Annotated in this window: 18 protein-coding genes and 1 riboswitch; of the genes, 2 read left to right on the top strand and 16 right to left on the bottom strand. The window is 52.8% G+C overall.

Annotated features, from left to right (window positions below):
* Window positions 1-54: 54 nt before the first annotated feature.
* The 6 genes from AV656_RS15540 to AV656_RS15515 all read right to left on the bottom strand — a co-directional run bounded on the left by AV656_RS15540 (window position 55) and on the right by AV656_RS15515 (window position 6,930).
* Window positions 55-1,650, bottom strand: coding sequence for a Na+/H+ antiporter NhaC family protein (locus AV656_RS15540; protein ID WP_063183754.1), 1,596 nt, complete (start codon window positions 1,648-1,650; stop codon window positions 55-57).
* A 136-nt stretch (window positions 1,651-1,786) separates the two neighbouring features.
* Window positions 1,787-1,963, bottom strand: a riboswitch (Lysine riboswitch).
* Window positions 1,964-2,021: 58 nt separating this feature from the next.
* Window positions 2,022-2,798: a sporulation protein YunB gene (yunB, locus tag AV656_RS15535; RefSeq protein ID WP_063183751.1), complete on the bottom strand. Its 777-nt coding sequence runs from the start codon at window positions 2,796-2,798 to the stop codon at window positions 2,022-2,024.
* A 42-nt stretch (window positions 2,799-2,840) separates the two neighbouring features.
* The gene (locus AV656_RS15530) at window positions 2,841-4,247 is read right to left on the bottom strand and encodes a bifunctional metallophosphatase/5'-nucleotidase (protein WP_063183749.1); all 1,407 of its coding nucleotides are present in this window, start codon (window positions 4,245-4,247) and stop codon (window positions 2,841-2,843) included.
* Window positions 4,228-5,052: a sulfite exporter TauE/SafE family protein gene (locus tag AV656_RS15525; protein ID WP_063183747.1), complete on the bottom strand. Its 825-nt coding sequence runs from the start codon at window positions 5,050-5,052 to the stop codon at window positions 4,228-4,230. The genes AV656_RS15530 and AV656_RS15525 overlap by 20 nt, the downstream gene beginning before the upstream one ends.
* Window positions 5,052-5,912 (bottom strand): DUF72 domain-containing protein, encoded by an 861-nt coding sequence (locus AV656_RS15520; RefSeq protein ID WP_063183745.1) that lies wholly within the window; start codon window positions 5,910-5,912, stop codon window positions 5,052-5,054. The genes AV656_RS15525 and AV656_RS15520 overlap by 1 nt, the downstream gene beginning before the upstream one ends.
* 181 nt (window positions 5,913-6,093) lie before the next feature.
* Window positions 6,094-6,930 carry an aldo/keto reductase gene (locus tag AV656_RS15515; RefSeq protein ID WP_082818798.1) on the bottom strand — a complete coding sequence of 279 codons (837 nt, stop codon included), beginning with the start codon at window positions 6,928-6,930 and terminating at the stop codon, window positions 6,094-6,096.
* A gap of 318 nt (window positions 6,931-7,248) precedes the next feature.
* Here AV656_RS15515 and AV656_RS15510 point away from each other — a divergent pair, with 318 nt between their 5' ends.
* Together AV656_RS15510 and AV656_RS15505 are read left to right on the top strand one after the other, a co-directional pair.
* On the top strand, window positions 7,249-8,637 hold the full coding sequence (locus AV656_RS15510; RefSeq protein WP_063183741.1) for an amino acid permease: 1,389 nt from the start codon (window positions 7,249-7,251) through the stop codon (window positions 8,635-8,637).
* 313 nt (window positions 8,638-8,950) lie between these two features.
* Window positions 8,951-9,433 carry a staygreen family protein gene (locus AV656_RS15505; protein ID WP_063183739.1) on the top strand — a complete coding sequence of 161 codons (483 nt, stop codon included), beginning with the start codon at window positions 8,951-8,953 and terminating at the stop codon, window positions 9,431-9,433.
* Window positions 9,434-9,529: 96 nt separating this feature from the next.
* On the opposite strand, the gene sufB is transcribed toward AV656_RS15505, so the two are convergent.
* The 10 genes from sufB to AV656_RS15455 form a co-directional block, all read right to left on the bottom strand.
* On the bottom strand, window positions 9,530-10,927 hold the full coding sequence (sufB, locus tag AV656_RS15500) for a Fe-S cluster assembly protein SufB (RefSeq protein ID WP_063183737.1): 1,398 nt from the start codon (window positions 10,925-10,927) through the stop codon (window positions 9,530-9,532).
* Window positions 10,928-10,941: 14 nt separating this feature from the next.
* Complete coding sequence (gene sufU, locus AV656_RS15495; RefSeq protein WP_063183734.1) at window positions 10,942-11,385, bottom strand: Fe-S cluster assembly sulfur transfer protein SufU; 444 nt, start codon at window positions 11,383-11,385, stop codon at window positions 10,942-10,944.
* Window positions 11,372-12,604 (bottom strand): cysteine desulfurase, encoded by a 1,233-nt coding sequence (locus AV656_RS15490; RefSeq protein WP_063183732.1) that lies wholly within the window; start codon window positions 12,602-12,604, stop codon window positions 11,372-11,374. The genes sufU and AV656_RS15490 overlap by 14 nt, the downstream gene beginning before the upstream one ends.
* A complete protein-coding gene (gene sufD / locus AV656_RS15485; protein WP_063183730.1) occupies window positions 12,604-13,911 on the bottom strand; it encodes a Fe-S cluster assembly protein SufD in 1,308 nt (435 codons plus the stop codon). Before sufD ends, AV656_RS15490 begins: the two co-directional genes overlap by 1 nt.
* An 18-nt stretch (window positions 13,912-13,929) precedes the next feature.
* Window positions 13,930-14,709 carry a Fe-S cluster assembly ATPase SufC gene (gene sufC, locus AV656_RS15480; protein ID WP_063183728.1) on the bottom strand — a complete coding sequence of 260 codons (780 nt, stop codon included), beginning with the start codon at window positions 14,707-14,709 and terminating at the stop codon, window positions 13,930-13,932.
* Window positions 14,710-14,981: 272 nt separating this feature from the next.
* Window positions 14,982-15,140, bottom strand: a complete 159-nt coding sequence (locus AV656_RS16540; protein ID WP_197462265.1) for a hypothetical protein — start codon at window positions 15,138-15,140, stop codon at window positions 14,982-14,984.
* A gap of 126 nt (window positions 15,141-15,266) precedes the next feature.
* Window positions 15,267-16,484 (bottom strand): dicarboxylate/amino acid:cation symporter, encoded by a 1,218-nt coding sequence (locus AV656_RS15470; protein ID WP_063183724.1) that lies wholly within the window; start codon window positions 16,482-16,484, stop codon window positions 15,267-15,269.
* Between the two features lie 220 nt (window positions 16,485-16,704).
* Window positions 16,705-17,559, bottom strand: a complete 855-nt coding sequence (locus AV656_RS15465; RefSeq protein ID WP_063183721.1) for a MetQ/NlpA family ABC transporter substrate-binding protein — start codon at window positions 17,557-17,559, stop codon at window positions 16,705-16,707.
* A gap of 33 nt (window positions 17,560-17,592) precedes the next feature.
* Entirely contained in the window at window positions 17,593-18,261 is a 669-nt protein-coding gene (locus tag AV656_RS15460; RefSeq protein WP_063183719.1) for a methionine ABC transporter permease, read from the bottom strand.
* On the bottom strand, window positions 18,254-19,279 hold the full coding sequence (locus tag AV656_RS15455) for a methionine ABC transporter ATP-binding protein (protein WP_063183717.1): 1,026 nt from the start codon (window positions 19,277-19,279) through the stop codon (window positions 18,254-18,256). The genes AV656_RS15460 and AV656_RS15455 overlap by 8 nt, the downstream gene beginning before the upstream one ends.
* Between the last annotated feature and the right edge of the window lie 55 nt (window positions 19,280-19,334).

The raw sequence follows: 19,334 nt of genomic DNA, 5'->3' as shown, positions 1-19,334 counted from the left end.
CGACAAGATTCAGAGGCATAACAAAAGACAGGGGTATATCCCCTGTCTTATGTCTCAATTCCCTGTATGTCCATGCACGGCTGGGCTGGCTGTGCGCCCTTTTGTCATCCAGAAGATAATAACTGCCGCAAGCAAGACTGCTACAGTCAAAAGCCCGAGAGCAAGAGAGTCGGTAAGGCCCATGATCACGTAACCGATTGTTGCGATGACCGCACTGGCCAGTGCATAGGGCAACTGGGTTGCTACGTGGTCGATATGATTTGAACCCGCTCCGGTCGACGACATGATCGTCGAATCGGAGATCGGCGAGCAGTGGTCGCCGAAGACCGCTCCACCAAGAACCGCAGCAAGCGACGCGATCAGCATCTCAGGTGCAGCGTTCAGCATGATTTCGCCTGCGATTGGAAGCAGGATGCCGAATGAACCCCAGGAAGTTCCGGTGGAGAAAGCCATTACTCCGGCAAGAACAAACATGATCGCAGGAAGGAGTTCCACAGGAATGTTTGCGCGCTCAACCACGCCTGAAAGGAATGCACCCGTTTCAAGCTCCCCGATCAGATACGTGAGTGCCCATGCAAGAATGAGGATGGACACTGCCGGCATCATGGCCCTGACGCCGCTGATGAATGCTGGGGCGATAAAGTCGGATTTCCGAAAGTCCGCTTTCCCCGGCTGGGTCAAGTAGAGAATCATAGCGACTGCTACACCGGCAAGGCCTCCGGAGAGCAGGGACAGCGGCACATCGGTCATCTCAAAGATGGTCCAGATATCAGCGCGGCCATATTCAGCTATGCTTCCGCGGTAGCCCGTCAGCATCATTCCGCCGAACGTGACGGCGACGAGTGTGACAATCGGAAGCACGAGGTCGATGACCCGTCCGTTGTTGTGGACAGGGAACTCTTCCTTGAGCTCACCCGGCACGTCCTTTTGTGGATCAAACAGCTCCCCTTTTTCCATCGCCCGGCGTTCATGCTTGCGCATCTCGCCAAAGTCGAAGTTGGTGATGGCCGCGAAGAAGACGAAGACCAGTGTGGCGAACACATAGAAGTTCATCGGGATCATGAGCAGGAATGCTTCAAGCGCTGAATACGAAACAACGGAAGCACCCGCGAGAATCGTGCCGATGACTCCGATCAGGTAGGCACCCCAGCTGGAAATCGGGGCAATCGCACAGATCGGGGCAGACGTCGAGTCGATGAAGTATGCCAGCTTTGCCCGGGAAATCTTGTGGCTGTCCGTAACAGGACGCGCAATCTGACCGACGGCCAGCGCGTTAAAGTAATCATCGACGAAAATCAGGATTCCGAGAAACACCGGAAGCAGTCTGGCACCCCGGCGGGTCCGGATACGCTTGGTCGCCCATTCGGCAAATGCCCGGCTTCCGCCGGAAAGGCTGACGAATGCGGTCAGCACGCCAAGCAGGATGACAAACAGCGTGATGAAGATGTTATAGGTGTTGAGCCCGCCGTCCCAGAAGGTGATGGTCAGCGCCGTCCAGAATGTCTTCAGGGACTCCAGGGGGCTGAACGAAGCAGCAATCAGTGCGCCCGCGATGATCCCTGTGCCGAGCGAGAGAAGCACACGCTTCGTGATCAGCACCATGACGATGGCGATCAGCGGCGGCAGGATCGAGAAGATAGTACCTGACATGGTTTTCATTCCTCCGTTTTTCCGAGGGGGTAAGAGCCTTTCCGCAAAAGCAAAAACGGCCGGCACCCTGCGCTGTTTGCGCAAAGGGAAGCCGGCCGCCACTACGTTCGTCAGTTGAAATACCTCATCACAACGTACGATCTGTAGCTCTCCATACGGATTATCCGTATGACAGTGCCATCCCTGTTCGGAATGGCCCCAGCGGACCTTCGCTGACTCTCCGGTCCACTTCGGCAATGCTTCCTTTTACGCACGGTCATCGTTGTCAACTCACGTGTGCTACTCATAAGCGATTGCGGCCTCTACCCAATCGGTCTATTTATATCATGTCACCGATAATATCAGATAGACCTTCAGTTTGCAATAACAACTTATTCCTCCGGAAGCGGAATCGGAACCTCGATCGATGGCGGGTCCACATTTTCTCCCTTGTTGAAGATGTGCGGCACCTGCCCCTGTACGAGTCCGATGGCGATCGGAATCTGCTGCTCGACGGCTGACTGTTTTGATGCGAACGGCACGATGATCTGGACATTCACCTGGATGATCGCGTTCACTTCTACCAGTGCGTTGTTGATGCCGAACTCACGAATTTCCGTCTTGGCGTTTGCATGGACATTGCCGATCACATGAAAGCGGATTGGTATTTTTGGCCCGAGATTTCCGAGCATCGGCATCCCGATCGCCTGCCCGAGCGGTACGAAGAATACGATTCCGCCCCTGTCCTTCATCGTCTCCACGTCATACTCGATGTTTTCAATTTTTGGCAGTGCGCTCAAGTCGCCGGCTTCCGCCATTTCAAGATGATCCTCGACAAGTCCATGGGTTTCTGCAATGAACCGGTTGATGATCTCTGTATTGAGTTTGGCGGTCACGACTTCCGACTGCTCCGCCGGTACATACTCGATAATGTCGTTCACATCCAGAACATTGGCCGTTCTCGCGTCAATCGCTTTGGCGATCACCTGCGAGGCGATTTTACTCGTCTGCACTTCCGCATATTCGGTGAGCGCCGGTGTGAGCCGGGCATTCACAAGGTAAAACATCAAACCCATCAGGACCAGGCCGATCGGGAGGAGAAGCGGCAGGAGCCGCCTTTTTCCCGCTCCGGGTCGCAGCCTCCTCCTGCGCGCATAAGGAAACTTCAATAAATAATCCCCCTGCCCCATCTTACGGGGAGAGGGATGGTTTTATGAGGACGGGTTTCCGAACTTCCGAATGGCAAATCCGGCCAGGACGTCCCTGATCAGTTCCGGCATGAAATACTCTTTCGTGGCCTGCTTGAATCCCGGAAAGAAAAAGCCATATGTGAACAGATCCAGCGTCGCAAGCTTGTACGCCTGGTCCGGCTCCACAGGACTGCCTGACACATGCAGCTTGCCGTCCGCCCCGCGGCCGATTCCGTGATGAATCATCGCCCCCATCTTCTCACCGCGGAATCCCAGACCTTTGAGCCGGATATCCGGCCACTCGGAATTCAGGCTCAACTCGTAAGCCTCTTCAAGTTCCCAGCCTGTCAGCGTGATGACACACGGGTTAATCGGATGAGGCAGGAGACGGTGCAGATCCATCCCGGAAACCTTGCCCTCCGGCAGACTGCCCAGAAAGATTCCCGAATTGAACATGGCACAATCAGCGCCTGTGTGGGAAAGGAGAGCATCGGCGAACAAGTCAGAGAGAGGCGTCGGCCCTTCCCAGCCGCCCCTGAGTTCGGACGGGTTCAGGAACACAGTTGCCGACAGCAGTTCCGCTGCCTTCTTCCTTAACTGCCTGTCATAGCTTCTGTCGTCTTCGGATATGGGAAGTGTCTCCGTATCGTGAACCTTCGCCGATGCTTCAATCACCCGCGCATTGGCATGGTCGAATGTCAGCGTCACTTCACCGACGTATTGTCCCCATTTCCCGGCAGCCGCGATCAGCGTGCCGCCGACTTCCCTGCCATCCGGATAAAGGTGATGAGTGTGTCCTCCAAGGATGACATCAATCTGTCCTCCGGTATTCTCTGCGAGCCGGTCGTCTTCCGATGAGCCCATGTGAGACAGGCAGACAAGGATGTCCGACTGCCCGGTAACGCGCGGCGCTGCCGCCTCCAGGGCGGAGCGTGGTCCCGTCACCTTCCATCCAAGGCGTTCATAAGAGGTGCTGAAATCGGCCGTGGCAGCGATCAGTCCGAGGCGAATGCCTGATCGGGTAGTCAGATAAGCTTCCGGCACCGTCCAGCCGGGCCGTTTCCCTTCTTCCGTATATAGGTTATCCAATATGACAGGAAACTCCGCTTCCCCGTAAAGATCGGAAAGTTCTTCCGGGGACAGCGTAATGCCCTCATTGTTGCCAATTGTGACAGCATCATAGCCGATCTCATTCAGCATCAATACATTCCCCTTGCCTCTTGTAGCATCCGTATAGGGATGGGAGCGGTCGATATGGTCACCGATATCAAACATGTAGCAAGTCTCCCCCTGTTCCTTATGAAGTGCCTTGCGCTTCATAAGGAAGTCCCTGATTCTCGGCCATCTTTCAAAATGGCTATGGAGGTCGTTCGTATGATAAATATGAATGATTTCTTTCAACGTGCAATCAGCCCCAAATTCCTTCATAGATGGACCGGATTCCTGTAATCAGAAGGATGATCCGAAGTGCGGTGACAAGTGCTTCCGAGTTCAGCCGTTTGTTCATGGCCGCCCCTATCTTTGCCCCTATGTATGCAGCCGGCACGACGGGCAGCGTGTAAAGCCACGGAACATTGCCCAGGGTGATATGGCTCGCAGCGTTGACGATGGCCGACAGAAATACCATGAACATCGACGTCCCAACTGCCACATGCGGCGGAAAAAGGAACAGCAGGATCATCGCGGGAACGAGGATGGAGCCTCCGCCGATACCGAAGAGCCCCGAAGCAAATCCGACGACAAACGTCAGCATGACCGCAAACCAGACGGGATAACCGTATTTATGCAAAGTTCCTTCCGGATCCCGGAAGGTGCGGGGACTGCCATTCTCGACAAACCATCGGACTGGTTTCAGGTGTTTTCTCACAAGCAGAAGTACCGACAGGAAGATGAGCAAAATGCCGAAATACAGGTTAAACGACGGCAAATCCAGCCCTTTGTTCACGTAGGCACCCAGAATCGTTCCGGGGATGCTGCCCGCGAAAAAGATCAGCCCGCTCCGGTAATCAACCGTCCCCGACTTCATATAGGATAACGTCGAAGACAGGCCGATGAAGATCATCATGATGACGGATAGGCCGACGATTTTCTGCGGAGTCAGGCCCGGCACCCAGCCCAGTGTGATACCGAAATAAAGGGCCGCCGGCACGAGGACCACGCCGCCTCCGAGGCCGACCAAAGCCCCGACGATTCCGGCAAAAAGCCCTGTCACGGCAAGGATAACAAACTCCATCAGAGGCCCTCCCCGCCGAACAGATCCAGCTGCTGTGCGCCCGGCCGGTCCGTTTCAATTCCCGCGATCCCCATGAACCGCTTGGCGTTTTCTGCGGCATGTCCGCCCGAGTTGTTGTTGAAGACGACATAAACTTCTTCCGAATCGATGCCGGAAATGTCTCCGGCCAATCCTGTCAGTTCGGTGTCATTATAGTCATACAGATAGCGGACTTCCCGCCACTTCTTGTCGTCACGCCCATTGGCCGTCCACCCCGTCGTGTTTCGCCCATGCAGCCGGACAAGCGTCTTGTCTTCCCTAGTTGGAACAGGCACGAACGGGATACTGCCTTCTCCTGCCTGTGGCTCGTCACATACCGAGTGAATGAACCGCTGTTCCCTCAGAAAGTCGAGTGTCCCCTCCCGGTATTTTTCCGAGTACCAGGACTGATGCCGGAACTCGACCGCCACATTGATCCCCTCGAGGTATTCCCTCATCTTCCTCAGGACCCCTACATTCTCTTTCGTACAGCCGAACCATGGCGGGTACTGTGCGAGAACCATCGGGAGCTTGCCTGCCTCGAGCATCGGACCGACTGACAGCCGGAAAAGCCGGAACATCTCTTCTTCCGATTCATACGGGAGCCGGCCGCGGTGGTGACCGGTCATGCCCTGATACGCCTTGACGATGAAACCGAAGTCATCCGGCGTCTCTCCGATCCATTTCCGGATATTCCGTTCAGACTGGATAGCGTAAAAGGTTGAGTCCAGCTCAACGACTTTGAAATGGCCGCTGTAGTCCTTCAACTTCTCCGTTTTCTTGGAAGTGGGGCTGTAAACATCCGGGTGGTCTCCCCAACCGGTCAGGCCAACCCTGATCATGGGCCTCCCTCTCCCTTCATCCTATTTTCATATGATTCATCTTATCACAATACCCGCACCGGAGACCCGGAAAGCCGGTGGTTAAAGGGAAAAGGAGGACAGTGTTTAATCACTGTCCTCCCTTTCCACACACTCATGGAGTGAATCGCAGTAGAATCTCCCGTCATACAGTCTTTGATCATTAAAATTCCTGGTAAACCGCCGGATCCTGGTCGTCAATGCGGCCGTCCGGACGGCTCAGCGAATCAATTTTACCCATATCCTCCAAAGACAGTTCGAAGTCGAAGATCGACAAGTTTTCACACTGGCGATCCGGATGTGAGGAACGCGGAATAGAGACATTTCCGTGCTGATAATGCCAGCGAAGAACGATCTGTGCAGGGGTCCTTCCGTATGTTTCTGCCAACTCCATGATCGACGGCTCGCTCAAGACACCCCGCCCGCGAAACAGCGGACTCCATGCTTCTGTCACGATTCCCCGTTCTTCATGCCATTTTCGCTGCTCTGCCTGATTAAAGAACGGATGCATCTCGATCTGGTTGATGACCGGCAGCTCCCCTGTTTCTTTTTCCAGCTGCTCAATATGTTCCGGAAGAAAGTTGCTGACGCCGATCGATCGGACCAGCCCGCGCTTTTTGGCCTCGATCAGTGCCTGCCAGGCCTCCACAAACTTACCTTCCTTCGGGTTGGGCCAGTGAATCAGATACAGGTCAAAGTGTTCCAGATGCGCACGGTAAAGGGATTCTTCGATGGCTTTCAGTGCTTCTCCGTAATCATGATAACGGCCGGGCAGCTTGGAGGTGACCATCAGTTCTTCCCGGCTGACCCGGCTTTTCCTGATTGCCTCGCCAAGTGTCCCTTCGTTCTCGTAATTATAGGCAGAATCAAGCAGCCGATATCCGTTGCTGATTGCCGATTCAAATGAGGAAACCGCTTCGCTGCCTTTCAAGAATACCGTTCCATAGCCTATCGCAGGCAAATGTTGACCGTCTTTCAGTCTAATAAAAGGAATATCCAAATTGATTCTCTCCTTTCCTCTTTACCCCATACCACAAGCAACCTTCGGTTAAGCCAATGAGGTAAAAGTCATAGGACTGGTCAGAAAAGCCGATTGACAAACATCTTATGGAAAATTAATATTTTAATATAAATAATCTAAATATTATTTACGATCTCAATCTTGAACTTCGGTTCAGCGTCGGAAAATAGGACGCCCTCGTGCTGAAGAAAGACATTCAATATTGAGTATCAGCTAAAAAGATCGGACAAAGACGAGAATACTGCGTACTTCTGTCCTTTTTTGTTCTGATTGAAGTTTTTGGAAAGGGGATTGAATATGCAGGAACAGACACTGGAAAGAGGTTTGAAAAACAGGCATGTCCAATTGATCGCCATCGGGGGAGCCATCGGTACCGGGTTATTCCTCGGAGCAGGAAAGTCCATCCATTTGGCAGGGCCTTCAATTTTACTGTCTTATCTGATCACTGGCATTATTTTATTTCTGATTATGCGAGCGCTCGGCGAACTCCTGATGAGTAATTTGGACTATCATTCTTTTGTTGACTTTGTGAAGGACTACTTCGGGGAAATGGCAGCGTTCATCACAGGATGGACCTATTGGTTTTGTTGGATCTGTATTGCCATGGCTGACCTGACTGCCATCGGAATCTATTCGCAGTATTGGTTTCCGGAGATTCCCCAATGGATGCCCGGGCTCATCGCACTCATCGTATTGCTATTCATGAACCTGGCGACGGTAAAGCTTTTCGGAGAAATGGAATTTTGGTTTGCCCTGATTAAAATCATTGCGATTATCGGCCTGATCGTAGTCGGTATTTTCATGATTATCAAAGGTTTCTCCACCGATTCAGGAACGGCAGCATTCTCGAATATCTGGAATAACGGCGGATTGTTCCCGAACGGCATCAGCGGCTTTATCCTTTCGTTCCAGATGGTTGTATTCGCCTTTGTCGGAATTGAACTCGTCGGACTCACCGCAGGAGAAACGGAAAATCCCGAAAAAGTCCTTCCGAAAGCGATTAACAGCATCCCGATCCGAATCTTGATTTTCTATATCGGGGCCCTGTTCGTGATTATGAGTGTGTATCCTTGGGATGCCATCAATCCCGCGGCAAGCCCGTTTGTCCAGGTTTTTGTTGCCGTCGGCATTGCAGCGGCTGCAGCAATCGTCAATTTTGTCGTTCTGACTTCAGCGGCCTCCGCCTGCAACAGCGCGATTTTCAGCACAAGCCGGATGCTTTATTCCCTCGCCAAGGAAAAAGAGGCACCGGAACGGTTTGCGAAACTGGACCGGCGCAAAGTTCCGTCCAAGGCCTTATTCTTCTCGGCAGGTGTGATTCTGATTTCCGTTATCTTGAACTACATCATGCCTGAAGGTGTTTTCACCCTGATCACGAGCATATCCACAGTCTGCTTTATCTTTGTCTGGGGAATCACCGTCCTCAGCCATCTGAAATATCGCAAGACAAGACCTGACCTGGCCAGGGTGAACAAGTTCAAGATGCCGCTTTACCCGTTCGCCAACTATCTGATCCTGGCTTTCCTGGCATTTGTATTGGTCGTGCTCGCGATTGCGGAAGATACCCGGATTTCACTGATGGTGACACCGGTCTGGTTTATCATTCTGGCCGTGATCTATAAGACCCGCATATCCAAGAAAATTGAAGTCGTCAATGTTGACGACCATGAGCCAGTCAAATATTGAAATTCGTCAATCTCCAGAACGCTATCCATATTGTTCATGAAGCACAAAAAACCCTTGCCTACCGTTAAAGGCAAGGGTTTTTAATATTGGATCGGCAAAGGTTATTCGGTTGATATAAGTGAAACTGCTCCTTTAAAAGGAACACTTAAGCGGTCATTTTTGACCTCAAGCCACCGTTAGCCATCTATGAATCGTTCAATCCTTCCCAGGCATCCATACATATATAGGTTATGGTCCACATAAAGTAATACTTATAAATTTATGTTTATCTGTGGGTATCAAGAACATTGATTTTAATATAGGGGGATTGTCTATGTCCGTTTTTGATCCACAGAAATTATCCGTCAAACTCATTCCACCTGCCACTTTCGCTCAGCCGGCTGAAGGAAGAAAATATACTCTCACGCATTCAGATGTTACAGCAGAATTATTTTTGGATATTGGATATGTGTACAACTACAAATCCATTGACCCCAAAATGCGTGACGAAGTATTGGCAGAATGGAAAAGAGATTCACACGGCTGTCTAAATTTGATCGGAACAGCGTATGTCGATGGTGGTGAGTTCAGTCAAAGAGTTGCAGACACCCGTTTTAAAGTATTTAAAAAAGAAATGGCTACAGCACTTAATGGAATTATCTATGGTGACCGTCAATTTTACGTACATTATCCCTTCCTCGTCGATGCCCCCATCTTTATCTACTACTTATCCAGTTATCCGCAATATAGGCAGGTTGCTTTTTATGGTACACCACGCCAGTATTTGAACCAAACGATTAAACAACACCAAAAATGACGGATACTTATCCTGATATTACTAAAAAAAGAAGGCGAACTATAATCAGTTCGCCTCCTGCACTAGAAATCAGCTCTGCCGACAATTTTACATTTTTTAACCGATCGAACCTTCCATTTCGAACTTGATGAGACGGTTCATTTCGACCGCGTATTCCATCGGAAGTTCTTTTGTGAATGGCTCGATGAAGCCCATGACGATCATTTCCGTTGCTTCTTCTTCGGAGATGCCGCGGCTCATGAGGTAGAAGAGCTGTTCTTCGGATACCTTCGAGACTTTTGCTTCGTGCTCGAGGGAGATGTTGTCGTTCAGGATCTCGTTGTACGGGATCGTGTCGGACGTGGACTGGTTGTCCATGATAAGCGTATCGCACTCGATGTTGGAACGGGCACCGGACGCCTTGCGGCCGAAGTGCACGATTCCGCGGTACGAAACCTTGCCGCCCTGCTTCGAGATCGACTTGGAGACGATTGTGGAGGACGTGTTCGGTGCAAGGTGCATCATCTTCGCGCCTGCATCCTGGTGCTGGCCTTTGCCTGCAAGTGCGATGGACAGCGTCAATCCACGCGCGCCTTCGCCCTTGAGGAGGACAGCCGGATATTTCATCGTCAGCTTGGAGCCGATGTTGCCGTCGATCCATTCCATTGTTGCGTTCTCTTCTGCAACCGCGCGCTTCGTAACGAGGTTGTAGACGTTGTTTGCCCAGTTCTGGATGGTCGTGTAACGGCAGTACGCGTCTTTCTTGATGATGATTTCAACAACCGCCGAGTGGAGTGAGTTAGTCGTGTAGACAGGTGCTGTGCAGCCTTCTACATAGTGAACGCTCGCGCCTTCATCAACGATGATGAGCGTACGCTCGAACTGTCCCATGTTCTCGGAGTTAATGCGGAAGTATGCCTGAAGCGGTGTATCCACCTTCACGCCCGGCGGGACGTAAATGAAGGAACCGCCCGACCATACCGCCGAGTTCAGAGCGGCGAACTTGTTGTCCGCTGACGGGATGACCGTTGCCCAGTGCTCTTTGAAGATGTCTTCGTTTTCGCGCAGCGCGGAGTCGGTGTCCTTGAAGACGATGCCCATCTCTTCGAGGTCTTCCTTCATGTTGTGGTAGACAACTTCGGATTCATACTGGGCGGAAACACCTGCAAGGTATTTCTGTTCCGCTTCCGGAATGCCCAGTTTGTCGAACGTGCGCTTGATTTCTTCAGGGACTTCATCCCATGAACGCTCAGTCGCTTCCGACGGCTTGACGTAGTACGTGATTTCATCGAAATTCAGCTCGCTGAGATCGCCGCCCCACACTGGCATCGGTTTTTTATAGAAGATGTCGAGAGCTTTCAGGCGGAAGTCGAGCATCCATTGAGGCTCTTCTTTCATCCTGGAGATTTCTTCGACGATTTCTTTCGTCAGACCGCGCTTCGAACGGAAAACCGATACGTCTTTGTCGTGGAAGCCGTATTTATAATCGCCGATTTCCGGCATTTGTTTAGCCATTACTGTTCCTCCGTTCAGTTTGGATTGGCGTCGCTGTCGACGCCTTTTTCCATTGCCTTCCAAGCAAGGGTCGCACACTTGATGCGGGCAGGGAACTGGGAGACGCCGGATAGCGCTTCGATGTCCCCGAGATCCAGGTCTTCATCCAGGTCTTTCCCGAGCATCATGTCGGAAAAAGCTTTGGACAGCCTGACTGCATCTTCTGCAGATTTCCCTTTGATCGCCTGCGTCATCATCGACGCGGATGCCATGGAGATCGAGCATCCTTCGCCATCGAACTTCGCGTCCTGCACGATTCCGTCTTCCACCTGCATCGTCAGGTGGATCCGGTCTCCGCAGGTCGGGTTGTTCATGTCGATGGTAAGTCCTCCGTCTGCGAGTTCACCTTTGTTGCGTGGATTTTTATAGTGGTCCATGATGACCCGTCTGTACAGCTGATCGAGATTAATGGATGACATCAGAGAAATACTCCTTTGCAATGCGGAGCCCATCTGCGAGGCGGTCGACATCTTCTTCCGTGTTGTACACGTAGAAGCTTGCCCGCGCCGTCGCTGTCGCACCCAGGCGCTTCATGAGCGGCTGTGCGCAGTGATGGCCGGCACGCACGGCGATCCCGTTCATATCAAGAACCGTCGCGACGTCATGCGGATGCACTCCGTCGAGATTGAAAGTTACAATACCGGCACGGAGATCCGGGTCTGCCGGCCCGTAAATCGTCAGACCGTCGATTTCCGACATCTTTTCCATGGCATAGGCCGCAAGATGCTTTTCATGACGGTCGATGTTGTCGAGGCCGATTTCCTCAAGGAAATCGATCGCCGCACCGAGACCGATGGCACCGGCGATGATCGGCGTGCCACCCTCGAATTTCCATGGAAGCTCTTTCCACGTTGATTCGTAAAGGCCGACAAAATCAATCATTTCACCGCCGAATTCAACCGGCTCCATGTCTTCAAGAAGGGCCTTTTTGCCGTACAGGACACCGATGCCTGTCGGTGCGCACATCTTGTGTCCGGAGAATGCGAAGAAGTCGCAGTCCAGATCCTGTACATCGACTTTCAGGTGAGGTGCGGCCTGTGCGCCGTCCACCACCATCACGGCACCGTGCCGGTGGGCAATTTCCGCAATTTCCTTGATCGGGTTCTTCGTGCCGAGCACGTTCGATACATACATGACCGAGACAATCTTGGTCTTGTCGGTTACCGTCTCTTCAACTTTATCGAGAGAGAGGGTGCCGTCGTCTTCGAGGTCGACGTATTTCAGTGTCGCCCCCGTTTCCTTGGCCAGCTGCTGCCATGGAATGATGTTGGAGTGGTGCTCCATCATCGTGATGACGATTTCGTCCCCTTCTGAAACATTCGCCCGGCCGTAGCTTTGTGCGACCGTGTTGATCGAGGTTGTCGTACCACGGGTGAAGATCACTTCCTGTACGGACGAGGCGTTAATGAAGTCCGCGACCTTCTGGCGCGCGCCTTCATATTCGTCTGTTGCCCGGTTGCCCAGGGTGTGGACACCGCGGTGGACGTTGGAGTTGTCGTTTTCATAGTAGCGTTTGACCGCTTCGATCACGACATCCGGTTTCTGTGAAGTGGCTCCGCTGTCGAGATAGACGAGCGGATGGCCATTCACTTGCTGGTCGAGAATCGGGAAGCGTTTTTTGATGTCTTTACTGATCATCAGCGCACTTTCCTTTCAATAACCTCCGACAGCTGTTTCTTGACACCTTCTATTGGAAGCTGGGAAACGACAGGTGCCAGGAAGCCGTGGACAATCAGGCGCTCCGCTTCCACACGGGAGATGCCACGGCTCATCAGGTAGTAAAGCTGCAGCGGATCGACCCGGCCTACGGAAGCGGCGTGTCCCGCTGTAACATCGTCCTCATCAATCAGAAGGATCGGGTTCGCGTCACCGCGTGCTTTTTCACTCAGCATGAGAACACGGGATTCCTGGACAGCATCCGACTTCGATGCCCCGTGCTCAATCTTTCCGATACCGTTGAAGATGGTCGATGCCTCTTCCTTCATGACGCCGTGCTGCAGGATGTATCCTTCAGCGCCCTTGCCCCAGTGTACGGTCTTGGCTGTAACGTTTTGCTTTTGCGACCCGCGTCCGACCAGTACAGACTTGGAATGGCCGACCGATCCGTCGCCAACGAGATGGGTCACATTCTCGTAGATCGTATCGCAGTCGTTCATCAGTCCGAGCGCCCATTCAATTGTGGCGTCACGGCCGGCAACCCCGCGGCGGTTGACGTAGGAAGTAAAGCCTTCAGCAAGCACGTCCACTGCGCCGTAAGTGATTTTCGCCCCGTCTTTTGCAATGACTTCGGAGATGATATTGACGAGTCCCTTGGAGTCCTTTGAAAGCGACAGGTAGTTCTCTACATACGTGAGAGAGCTGTTGTCTTCCGCCACGATAATCGCATGGTTGAAGAGGGACACATCTTCGCCCTCATGCAGGAATAGGACCTGCACAGGCTCCTTCACTTCTACGCCTTTCGGAACATAGACGAAGACACCGCCGTTCATAAATGCAGCATGGAGGGCTGTCAGCTTGTGCTCATCCACTTTGACTGCATCCTTCATGAAATACTGCTGAAGCAGGTCGGAATGCTCGCGTGCGGCCGTAAAAATATCGGTCAGGATTACGCCCTGCTCTTTCAGCTCATCCGACAGTTTGATGTAGGCCGGCGTGTTATTCCGCTGGACATAGATGTTTTTCTGGTTTTCGATATCAATGAGCGCACGCGCATCCTGCGGGAGATCCGCAAGGCCCGTCAGCGGCTCGTCTTTCACTGCGTGGACCGGAAACTCGGTGAAGTTCCAGTTTTGGATCTTCGTTTTGTCCGGCTTCGGCAGCTGGAGTGTTTCAGCAAGTTGATAGGCTTCGGAGCGCTTTGACGCGAGCCATTCCGGTTCGCGGTTCGATTCCGAATAGGAACGCACGTCCTCGCCGGTCAATGCCAATTTCGTTTCAACCGTCATTTCGTTCGTCCCCTTCCGTTATGCTTCTTGTCCGACAGTTTCATCTTCGATGCCGAGCTCTTCCTTGATCCAGTCATAGCCCTGTGCCTCGAGCTTCTGGGCAAGTTCCGGACCGCCGGATTTGACCACTTTGCCCTGCATCATGACGTGGACATGATCAGGCGTGATGTAGTTGAGGAGACGCTGATAGTGCGTGATGATCAGGCAGCCGAAGTTTTCGCCGCGCATTTCGTTGACACCCTTGGAGACGACTTTGAGGGCATCGATGTCAAGACCGGAGTCGATTTCATCGAGGATGGCGAATTTAGGCTTCAGCATCATGAGCTGAAGGATTTCGTTGCGCTTTTTCTCTCCGCCGGAGAAACCTTCGTTCAGGTAGCGCTGTGCCATTTCCTGATCCATTTCGAGCGTTTCCATCTTGCTGTCGAGGTCGCGGATGAATTTCATGAGGGAAATCTCATTGCCCTCTTCACGCTGTGCATTGATGGCGGAACGGAGGAAGTCGGCATTCGTTACACCGGAGATTTCGCTCGGATACTGCATGGCGAGGAAAAGGCCAGCTTTGGCACGCTCGTCCACTTCCATTTCAAGAACGTCTTCGCCGTCGAGTGTTACTGTGCCGGCTGTAACTTCATATTTAGGATGCCCCATGATAGCCGATGCGAGCGTGGATTTACCCGTCCCGTTCGGTCCCATGACAGCATGGATTTCATTTGTATTGATCGTCAGGTCGACGCCTTTCAGGATTTCTTTGCCTTCGATTTCGACGTGCAGACCTTTGATTTCGAGAGTAGACATCCGAATACCTCCAGTACGGATGGCCGTGCCATCCTTATTTATCATCATTCTAATCTTAACTGAAACCGGGGATGCTTGCAAATCATTTAGACAGGTTACGGCCGGCTCACATAGAATGGCAGAAATACTGTCATTTCAAGGATACCGGGCCTTCCTGTCCATCATTGACATCCATTTTCAATTATGCACCATTTAGTGAGAATCGAAACCGATTGATAAAAGGACCGGCGCCTAAAGCGCCGGTCCTTTTGGACGGGTTCATTATGATTCGGTCATGTTTGGTGATGGCCACCCGTCTCCGGTCTCATGCCGAAGCTTTGACTGCGGGCATATTCCCTCTCCCGCTGTTTTTCCACTTCCAGCTGCAGCTTCGGATTTAAGCGGTAATCCTCATAGCCGATGCCGTGCGTACTCCGGAAACTTTGTGCCATCCTGTCCGTATACTCGAGCCTCATGGGGTCGATAATGAACCATTCCTTTCGATTTTGCCGGCTTCGGCCGGTTTGATTTCCCTTCTAGTGTACCCCAAGGTCACACATTAAAACAAGAAGGAAAAGTCAGACTACTTTCGTCCCGGCGGATGTTGTCGGCGCTGTTTCAGCCGAGGTGGCAAAACGGTCGGTGATGATTGCGAGCGCGCCATCCCCTGTGACATTCGTTGCCGTGCCAAAGCTGTCCTGCGCCATATAGAGGGCGATCATCAGCGCAACCATCGGCTCCGTGAAGCCAAGCATTGATGAAAGGAGTCCGATCGCCGCCATGACCGCTCCGCCCGGTACGCCCGGTGCCGCGATCATCGTCACACCAAGAACCGCGATGAACTGGAGCATCGGGCCGATCGTGACCGGCATCCCGTTCATCAGCATGACACCGATCGCACAGGTTGTCAGCGTGATTGTACTTCCCGACAGGTGGATGTTGGCAAACAGCGGCACCGTGAAATCGACTACTTTTTCAGATGCGCCAGTCTTGCGTGCCTGGCGGACGGTAACCGGAATGGTCGCCGCAGACGACTGTGTGCCGAGTGCCGTGAAGTATGCCGGAGCCATCGTCTTCAGCAGCATAAGCGGGTTGCGCTGCGTGAGTGCACCAGCAGCCGTGTACTGGAGAAGAAGCATGATCAGATGCATGGCGATGATCAGGACAAACACCATTGCAAAAACTGAAAGCACGCTTGCCACCTGGCCTGCATACGTCATGTTAAGGAATACACCGAAAATATGGAACGGCAGCAGCGGGATGATGACACTGCTGATTGTCTTTTCGATCAGTTGCTGAAATTCGTCGAAAACCGAAAAAAGCGTTTTGCTGCCGGTGGCCGCCATCCCGATTCCCATGAGGAAAGCGAAGATCAGGGCTGTGAGTACGCCCATGATCGGCGTAATCTCAAGCTCGAAAAATGCTGAGGCCAACGCTTCCGATGGATCGCTGATAGAGTCGGCAGATGGGCTGCCGATCAGCCCCGGAAGGAGGTTGGATGCCACGAAAAATGCCAGAATCCCTGCAACGATTGTGGAAAGATACGCCAGGCCCGTTGAAAGTCCGAGCATCTTGGCAGAACCTTTCCCAAGTTTGGCGATGCCGGGTGCGATAAATCCGATAATGATCAGCGGAACGACAAAGCTCAGGAATCCGCCAAACAGCATATTAAATGTCGCTCCGAGTTCCACGAACCAGAGCCCGTATTTTTCCGGGATCCTGGTGAGGAGCGATCCGATACCGACCGCCAGCGCAATGGCGATGATGATCCGGCCAAGCAGACCGATTTTCTTCATGATGACTGTTCCCCCTAAAAAGACACTTGTTTTTCTGATGTGACCACTTTACCACACTACCCCATCCATTAGTAGGTCTGGTCACTTATTCAGAATACATTTACTTGTCAACGGTTACAACAGGAAATGACAGGCAGGCAGTAAAAAGCCGCCGCACCGGGATTCTTGTAAAGATACCCTGGCGCGGCGGCCTTCTGTTTATCCATATTTTATATTGTGATTATTCACCATCGACTGGGACAACCGAGCCGCCCCATTCTTCAACGATGAAGTCCTGGATTTCTTCGGAGCGGAGCACTTCAACCAGTGCCTGGATCTCTTCTTTATCTTCGTCGCCGCTGCGGACAGCAATCACGTTGACGTAAGGTGAATCGGAGTCTTCCAGTGCGATGGCATCTTCCAGCGGGTTGAGTCCTGCATCAATCGCATAGTTGGAGTTGATGAGGATCGCATCCCCTTCTTCCTGGTTGTAGAGCTGTGGCAGGAAGGATGCTTCATAGTCTGCGTCAAACTCAAGGTTTTTCGGATTTTCCACAATATCCTTCACTTCTGCCGCAGTCTTGTCGACTCCTTCATCCAATTTGATGAGACCCTGGCTTTCCAGCATGGAGAGGATCCGGCCGTGGTCTGCGACCGAGTTGCTCATAAGAATCGTCGCGCCGTCAGGCAGTTCTTCCAGGGAATCATACTTTTTGGAGTAGATGCCGATCGGCTCGATGTGGATGCCGCCGGCGTTTACGAAGTCATAGCCATGGTCAGACATCTGGGTTTCCAGGTAAGGGATGTGCTGGAAGTAGTTTGCGCCGATTTCTCCGGACTCAAGGTCTTCGTTCGGAAGAACATAATCCTGATAGGTTTCGATTTCCAGCTCGACGCCTTTCTCCTCGAGAAGCGGCTTTGCTTCTTCAAGGATGAGGGCGTGCGGTACGTTGGATGCACCGACAACGAGTTCCTTCGGCTCTCCGCCGTTTTCTCCGCCTTCAGTGCCCGAAGATGTGTCGTCTCCGCCTGCGCCGCATGCGGCCAGTGCAAGTGCGCCTGTTGCCAAAAATAGTCCTGCTGCAAATTTCTTCATGATTGTTTCCCCCTTGGGTTGTATTGTTTTTTATTAGCGTTTGTCCGTCCGCTTGACCAGCAGGTCGCCGACCCACTGGATGACGAAGACAATGATCAGAATCAGGATGGTCGCGACGATCGTGACGTCAGTGCGGCTTCTCTGGAACCCGTCCAGGTAAGCCAGGTTGCCGAGGCCGCCAGCCCCGATGATGCCGGCCATCGCCGTATAGCCGACGAGCGCGATGGCGGTCACGGTGATGCCCGAGATCAGGGCCGGCATCGATTCCGGCAGAAGGACCTTGCGGATGATTGTCCAGGTGGTCGCCCCCATCGAACGGGCCGCCTCAATGACGCCTTTATCGATCTCAGCAAGCGCGATCTGGACCATCCGTCCGTAAAATGGTGCGGATCCGATGATCAGGGCCGGCAGTGCCGCGTTCGGCCCGCGGATTGAGCCGAGCAGGAACTTCGTGAGCGGAATCAGCAGGATGATCAGGATGATGAATGGAATCGACCTGAAGATGTTGACGAATGCCGCTGTGATCAGGTTCGAAATCCGGTTCTGATAAATGCCCCTCGGTCCCGTAAGGAAAAGCAGGATGCCGAGCACCAGCCCGATCAGGAAGGTGAACAGAGTGGCGACTGCTGTCATATAAAGCGTCTCTAGTGTTGCCTCCCACATTTTATCCCAGTCGACGTTAGGAAACAGTTGTTCAATCACGTTCGATCACCTCTGTTTCTACGCCTTCCGAATGAAGGAACTCCACTGCCTCCGCCACAGCCGGCTCATCCCCCACCAGATTCAGGATGATCGAGCCGAATGTTCCGCCGTGCGTCTGCGAGACATTGGCCTGCAGGATGTTGACGTCAATGTCGAATGTCCGGATGAGCCGGGCAAGAACCGGCTCTCCCGTCCGTTCACCGACAAAACCGAGCCTGATCAGGGTACCGTCCGGATTCTCCCTGACCAGCTGGCTGATCGCCTGTTTGACATCCGGCGATTCGGTCACTTGGGATACGAATCGTTTCGTGATCGGCTGCTGTGGCGAGCGGAACACCTGGAGGACATCGCCCATCTCAACGACTCGTCCAGCTTCCATGACGGCGACCCGGTGGCAGATTTTCCGGATGACGTGCATCTCATGGGTGATGAGCACGATCGTCAGGTTCAGCCGCTTGTTAATGTCGGTCAGGAGGTCCAGGATCGAATCGGTCGTTTCCGGGTCAAGTGCCGATGTGGCTTCGTCACATAGCAGGACGTCCGGTTCATTGGCAAGTGCCCGTGCGATTCCGACACGCTGCTTCTGCCCGCCGGAAAGCTCCGACGGATAAGCGTCCTCCCGCCCCTCAAGTCCGACAAGCCGGATCAGTTCGCGCACCCTCGGCTCACGCTCCGCCTTGTTCACGCCTGCGATCTCGAGCGGAAAAGCGATATTCTCCGCCACCGTGCGGGACCAGAGCAGATTGAAGTGCTGGAAGATCATGCTGACTTTCTGGCGTGCCTTTCTGAGATCCGCTCCGGAAATCGAGGACATTTCCATGCCATTTACTGTCACACGTCCTCCGGTCGGCTTTTCAAGTCCGTTCAGCATGCGGATCAGTGTACTTTTGCCTGCACCGCTGTAGCCGATGATGCCGAATATTTCGCCTTCCCGGATCTCCAGGTCGACTGCGTCGACGGCCGTGAGTGTCCGGTTGGACAGGCGGAACTGCTTGGTTATTTGTTCTAGCTTAATCATTTGGTCACCTCTGAAATAAAAAAGACCTGTCTGCGTACAGGCAGACAGGTCGCGC

The sequence above is a fragment of the Bhargavaea cecembensis genome (assembly GCF_001619585.1).
GTDB classification, from domain to species: Bacteria; Bacillota; Bacilli; order Bacillales_A; family Planococcaceae; genus Bhargavaea; species Bhargavaea cecembensis_A.
The sequence above is the reverse complement of the archived record's forward strand: the minus strand, read 5'-3'. Positions and strand labels throughout refer to the sequence as shown.

Bases quoted from the DNA above. Each gene is read 5' to 3' on its own strand.
- sufC (WP_063183728.1), bottom strand. From the start codon at position 14,709: ATGTCTACTCTCGAAATCAAAGGTCTGCACGTCGAAATCGAAGGCAAA.
- AV656_RS15510 (WP_063183741.1), top strand. From the start codon at position 7,249: ATGCAGGAACAGACACTGGAAAGAGGTTTGAAAAACAGGCATGTCCAA.
- AV656_RS15525 (WP_063183747.1), bottom strand. From the start codon at position 5,052: ATGGAGTTTGTTATCCTTGCCGTGACAGGGCTTTTTGCCGGAATCGTC.
- AV656_RS15465 (WP_063183721.1), bottom strand. From the start codon at position 17,559: ATGAAGAAATTTGCAGCAGGACTATTTTTGGCAACAGGCGCACTTGCA.
- AV656_RS15470 (WP_063183724.1), bottom strand. From the start codon at position 16,484: ATGAAGAAAATCGGTCTGCTTGGCCGGATCATCATCGCCATTGCGCTG.
- sufU (WP_063183734.1), bottom strand. From the start codon at position 11,385: ATGTCATCCATTAATCTCGATCAGCTGTACAGACGGGTCATCATGGAC.
- sufB (WP_063183737.1), bottom strand. From the start codon at position 10,927: ATGGCTAAACAAATGCCGGAAATCGGCGATTATAAATACGGCTTCCAC.
- AV656_RS15540 (WP_063183754.1), bottom strand. From the start codon at position 1,650: ATGTCAGGTACTATCTTCTCGATCCTGCCGCCGCTGATCGCCATCGTC.
- AV656_RS15455 (WP_063183717.1), bottom strand. From the start codon at position 19,279: ATGATTAAGCTAGAACAAATAACCAAGCAGTTCCGCCTGTCCAACCGG.
- AV656_RS15520 (WP_063183745.1), bottom strand. From the start codon at position 5,912: ATGATCAGGGTTGGCCTGACCGGTTGGGGAGACCACCCGGATGTTTAC.
- AV656_RS15505 (WP_063183739.1), top strand. From the start codon at position 8,951: ATGTCCGTTTTTGATCCACAGAAATTATCCGTCAAACTCATTCCACCT.
- AV656_RS16540 (WP_197462265.1), bottom strand. From the start codon at position 15,140: ATGGCACAAAGTTTCCGGAGTACGCACGGCATCGGCTATGAGGATTAC.
- AV656_RS15530 (WP_063183749.1), bottom strand. From the start codon at position 4,247: ATGAAGGAATTTGGGGCTGATTGCACGTTGAAAGAAATCATTCATATT.
- sufD (WP_063183730.1), bottom strand. From the start codon at position 13,911: ATGACGGTTGAAACGAAATTGGCATTGACCGGCGAGGACGTGCGTTCC.
- AV656_RS15490 (WP_063183732.1), bottom strand. From the start codon at position 12,604: ATGATCAGTAAAGACATCAAAAAACGCTTCCCGATTCTCGACCAGCAA.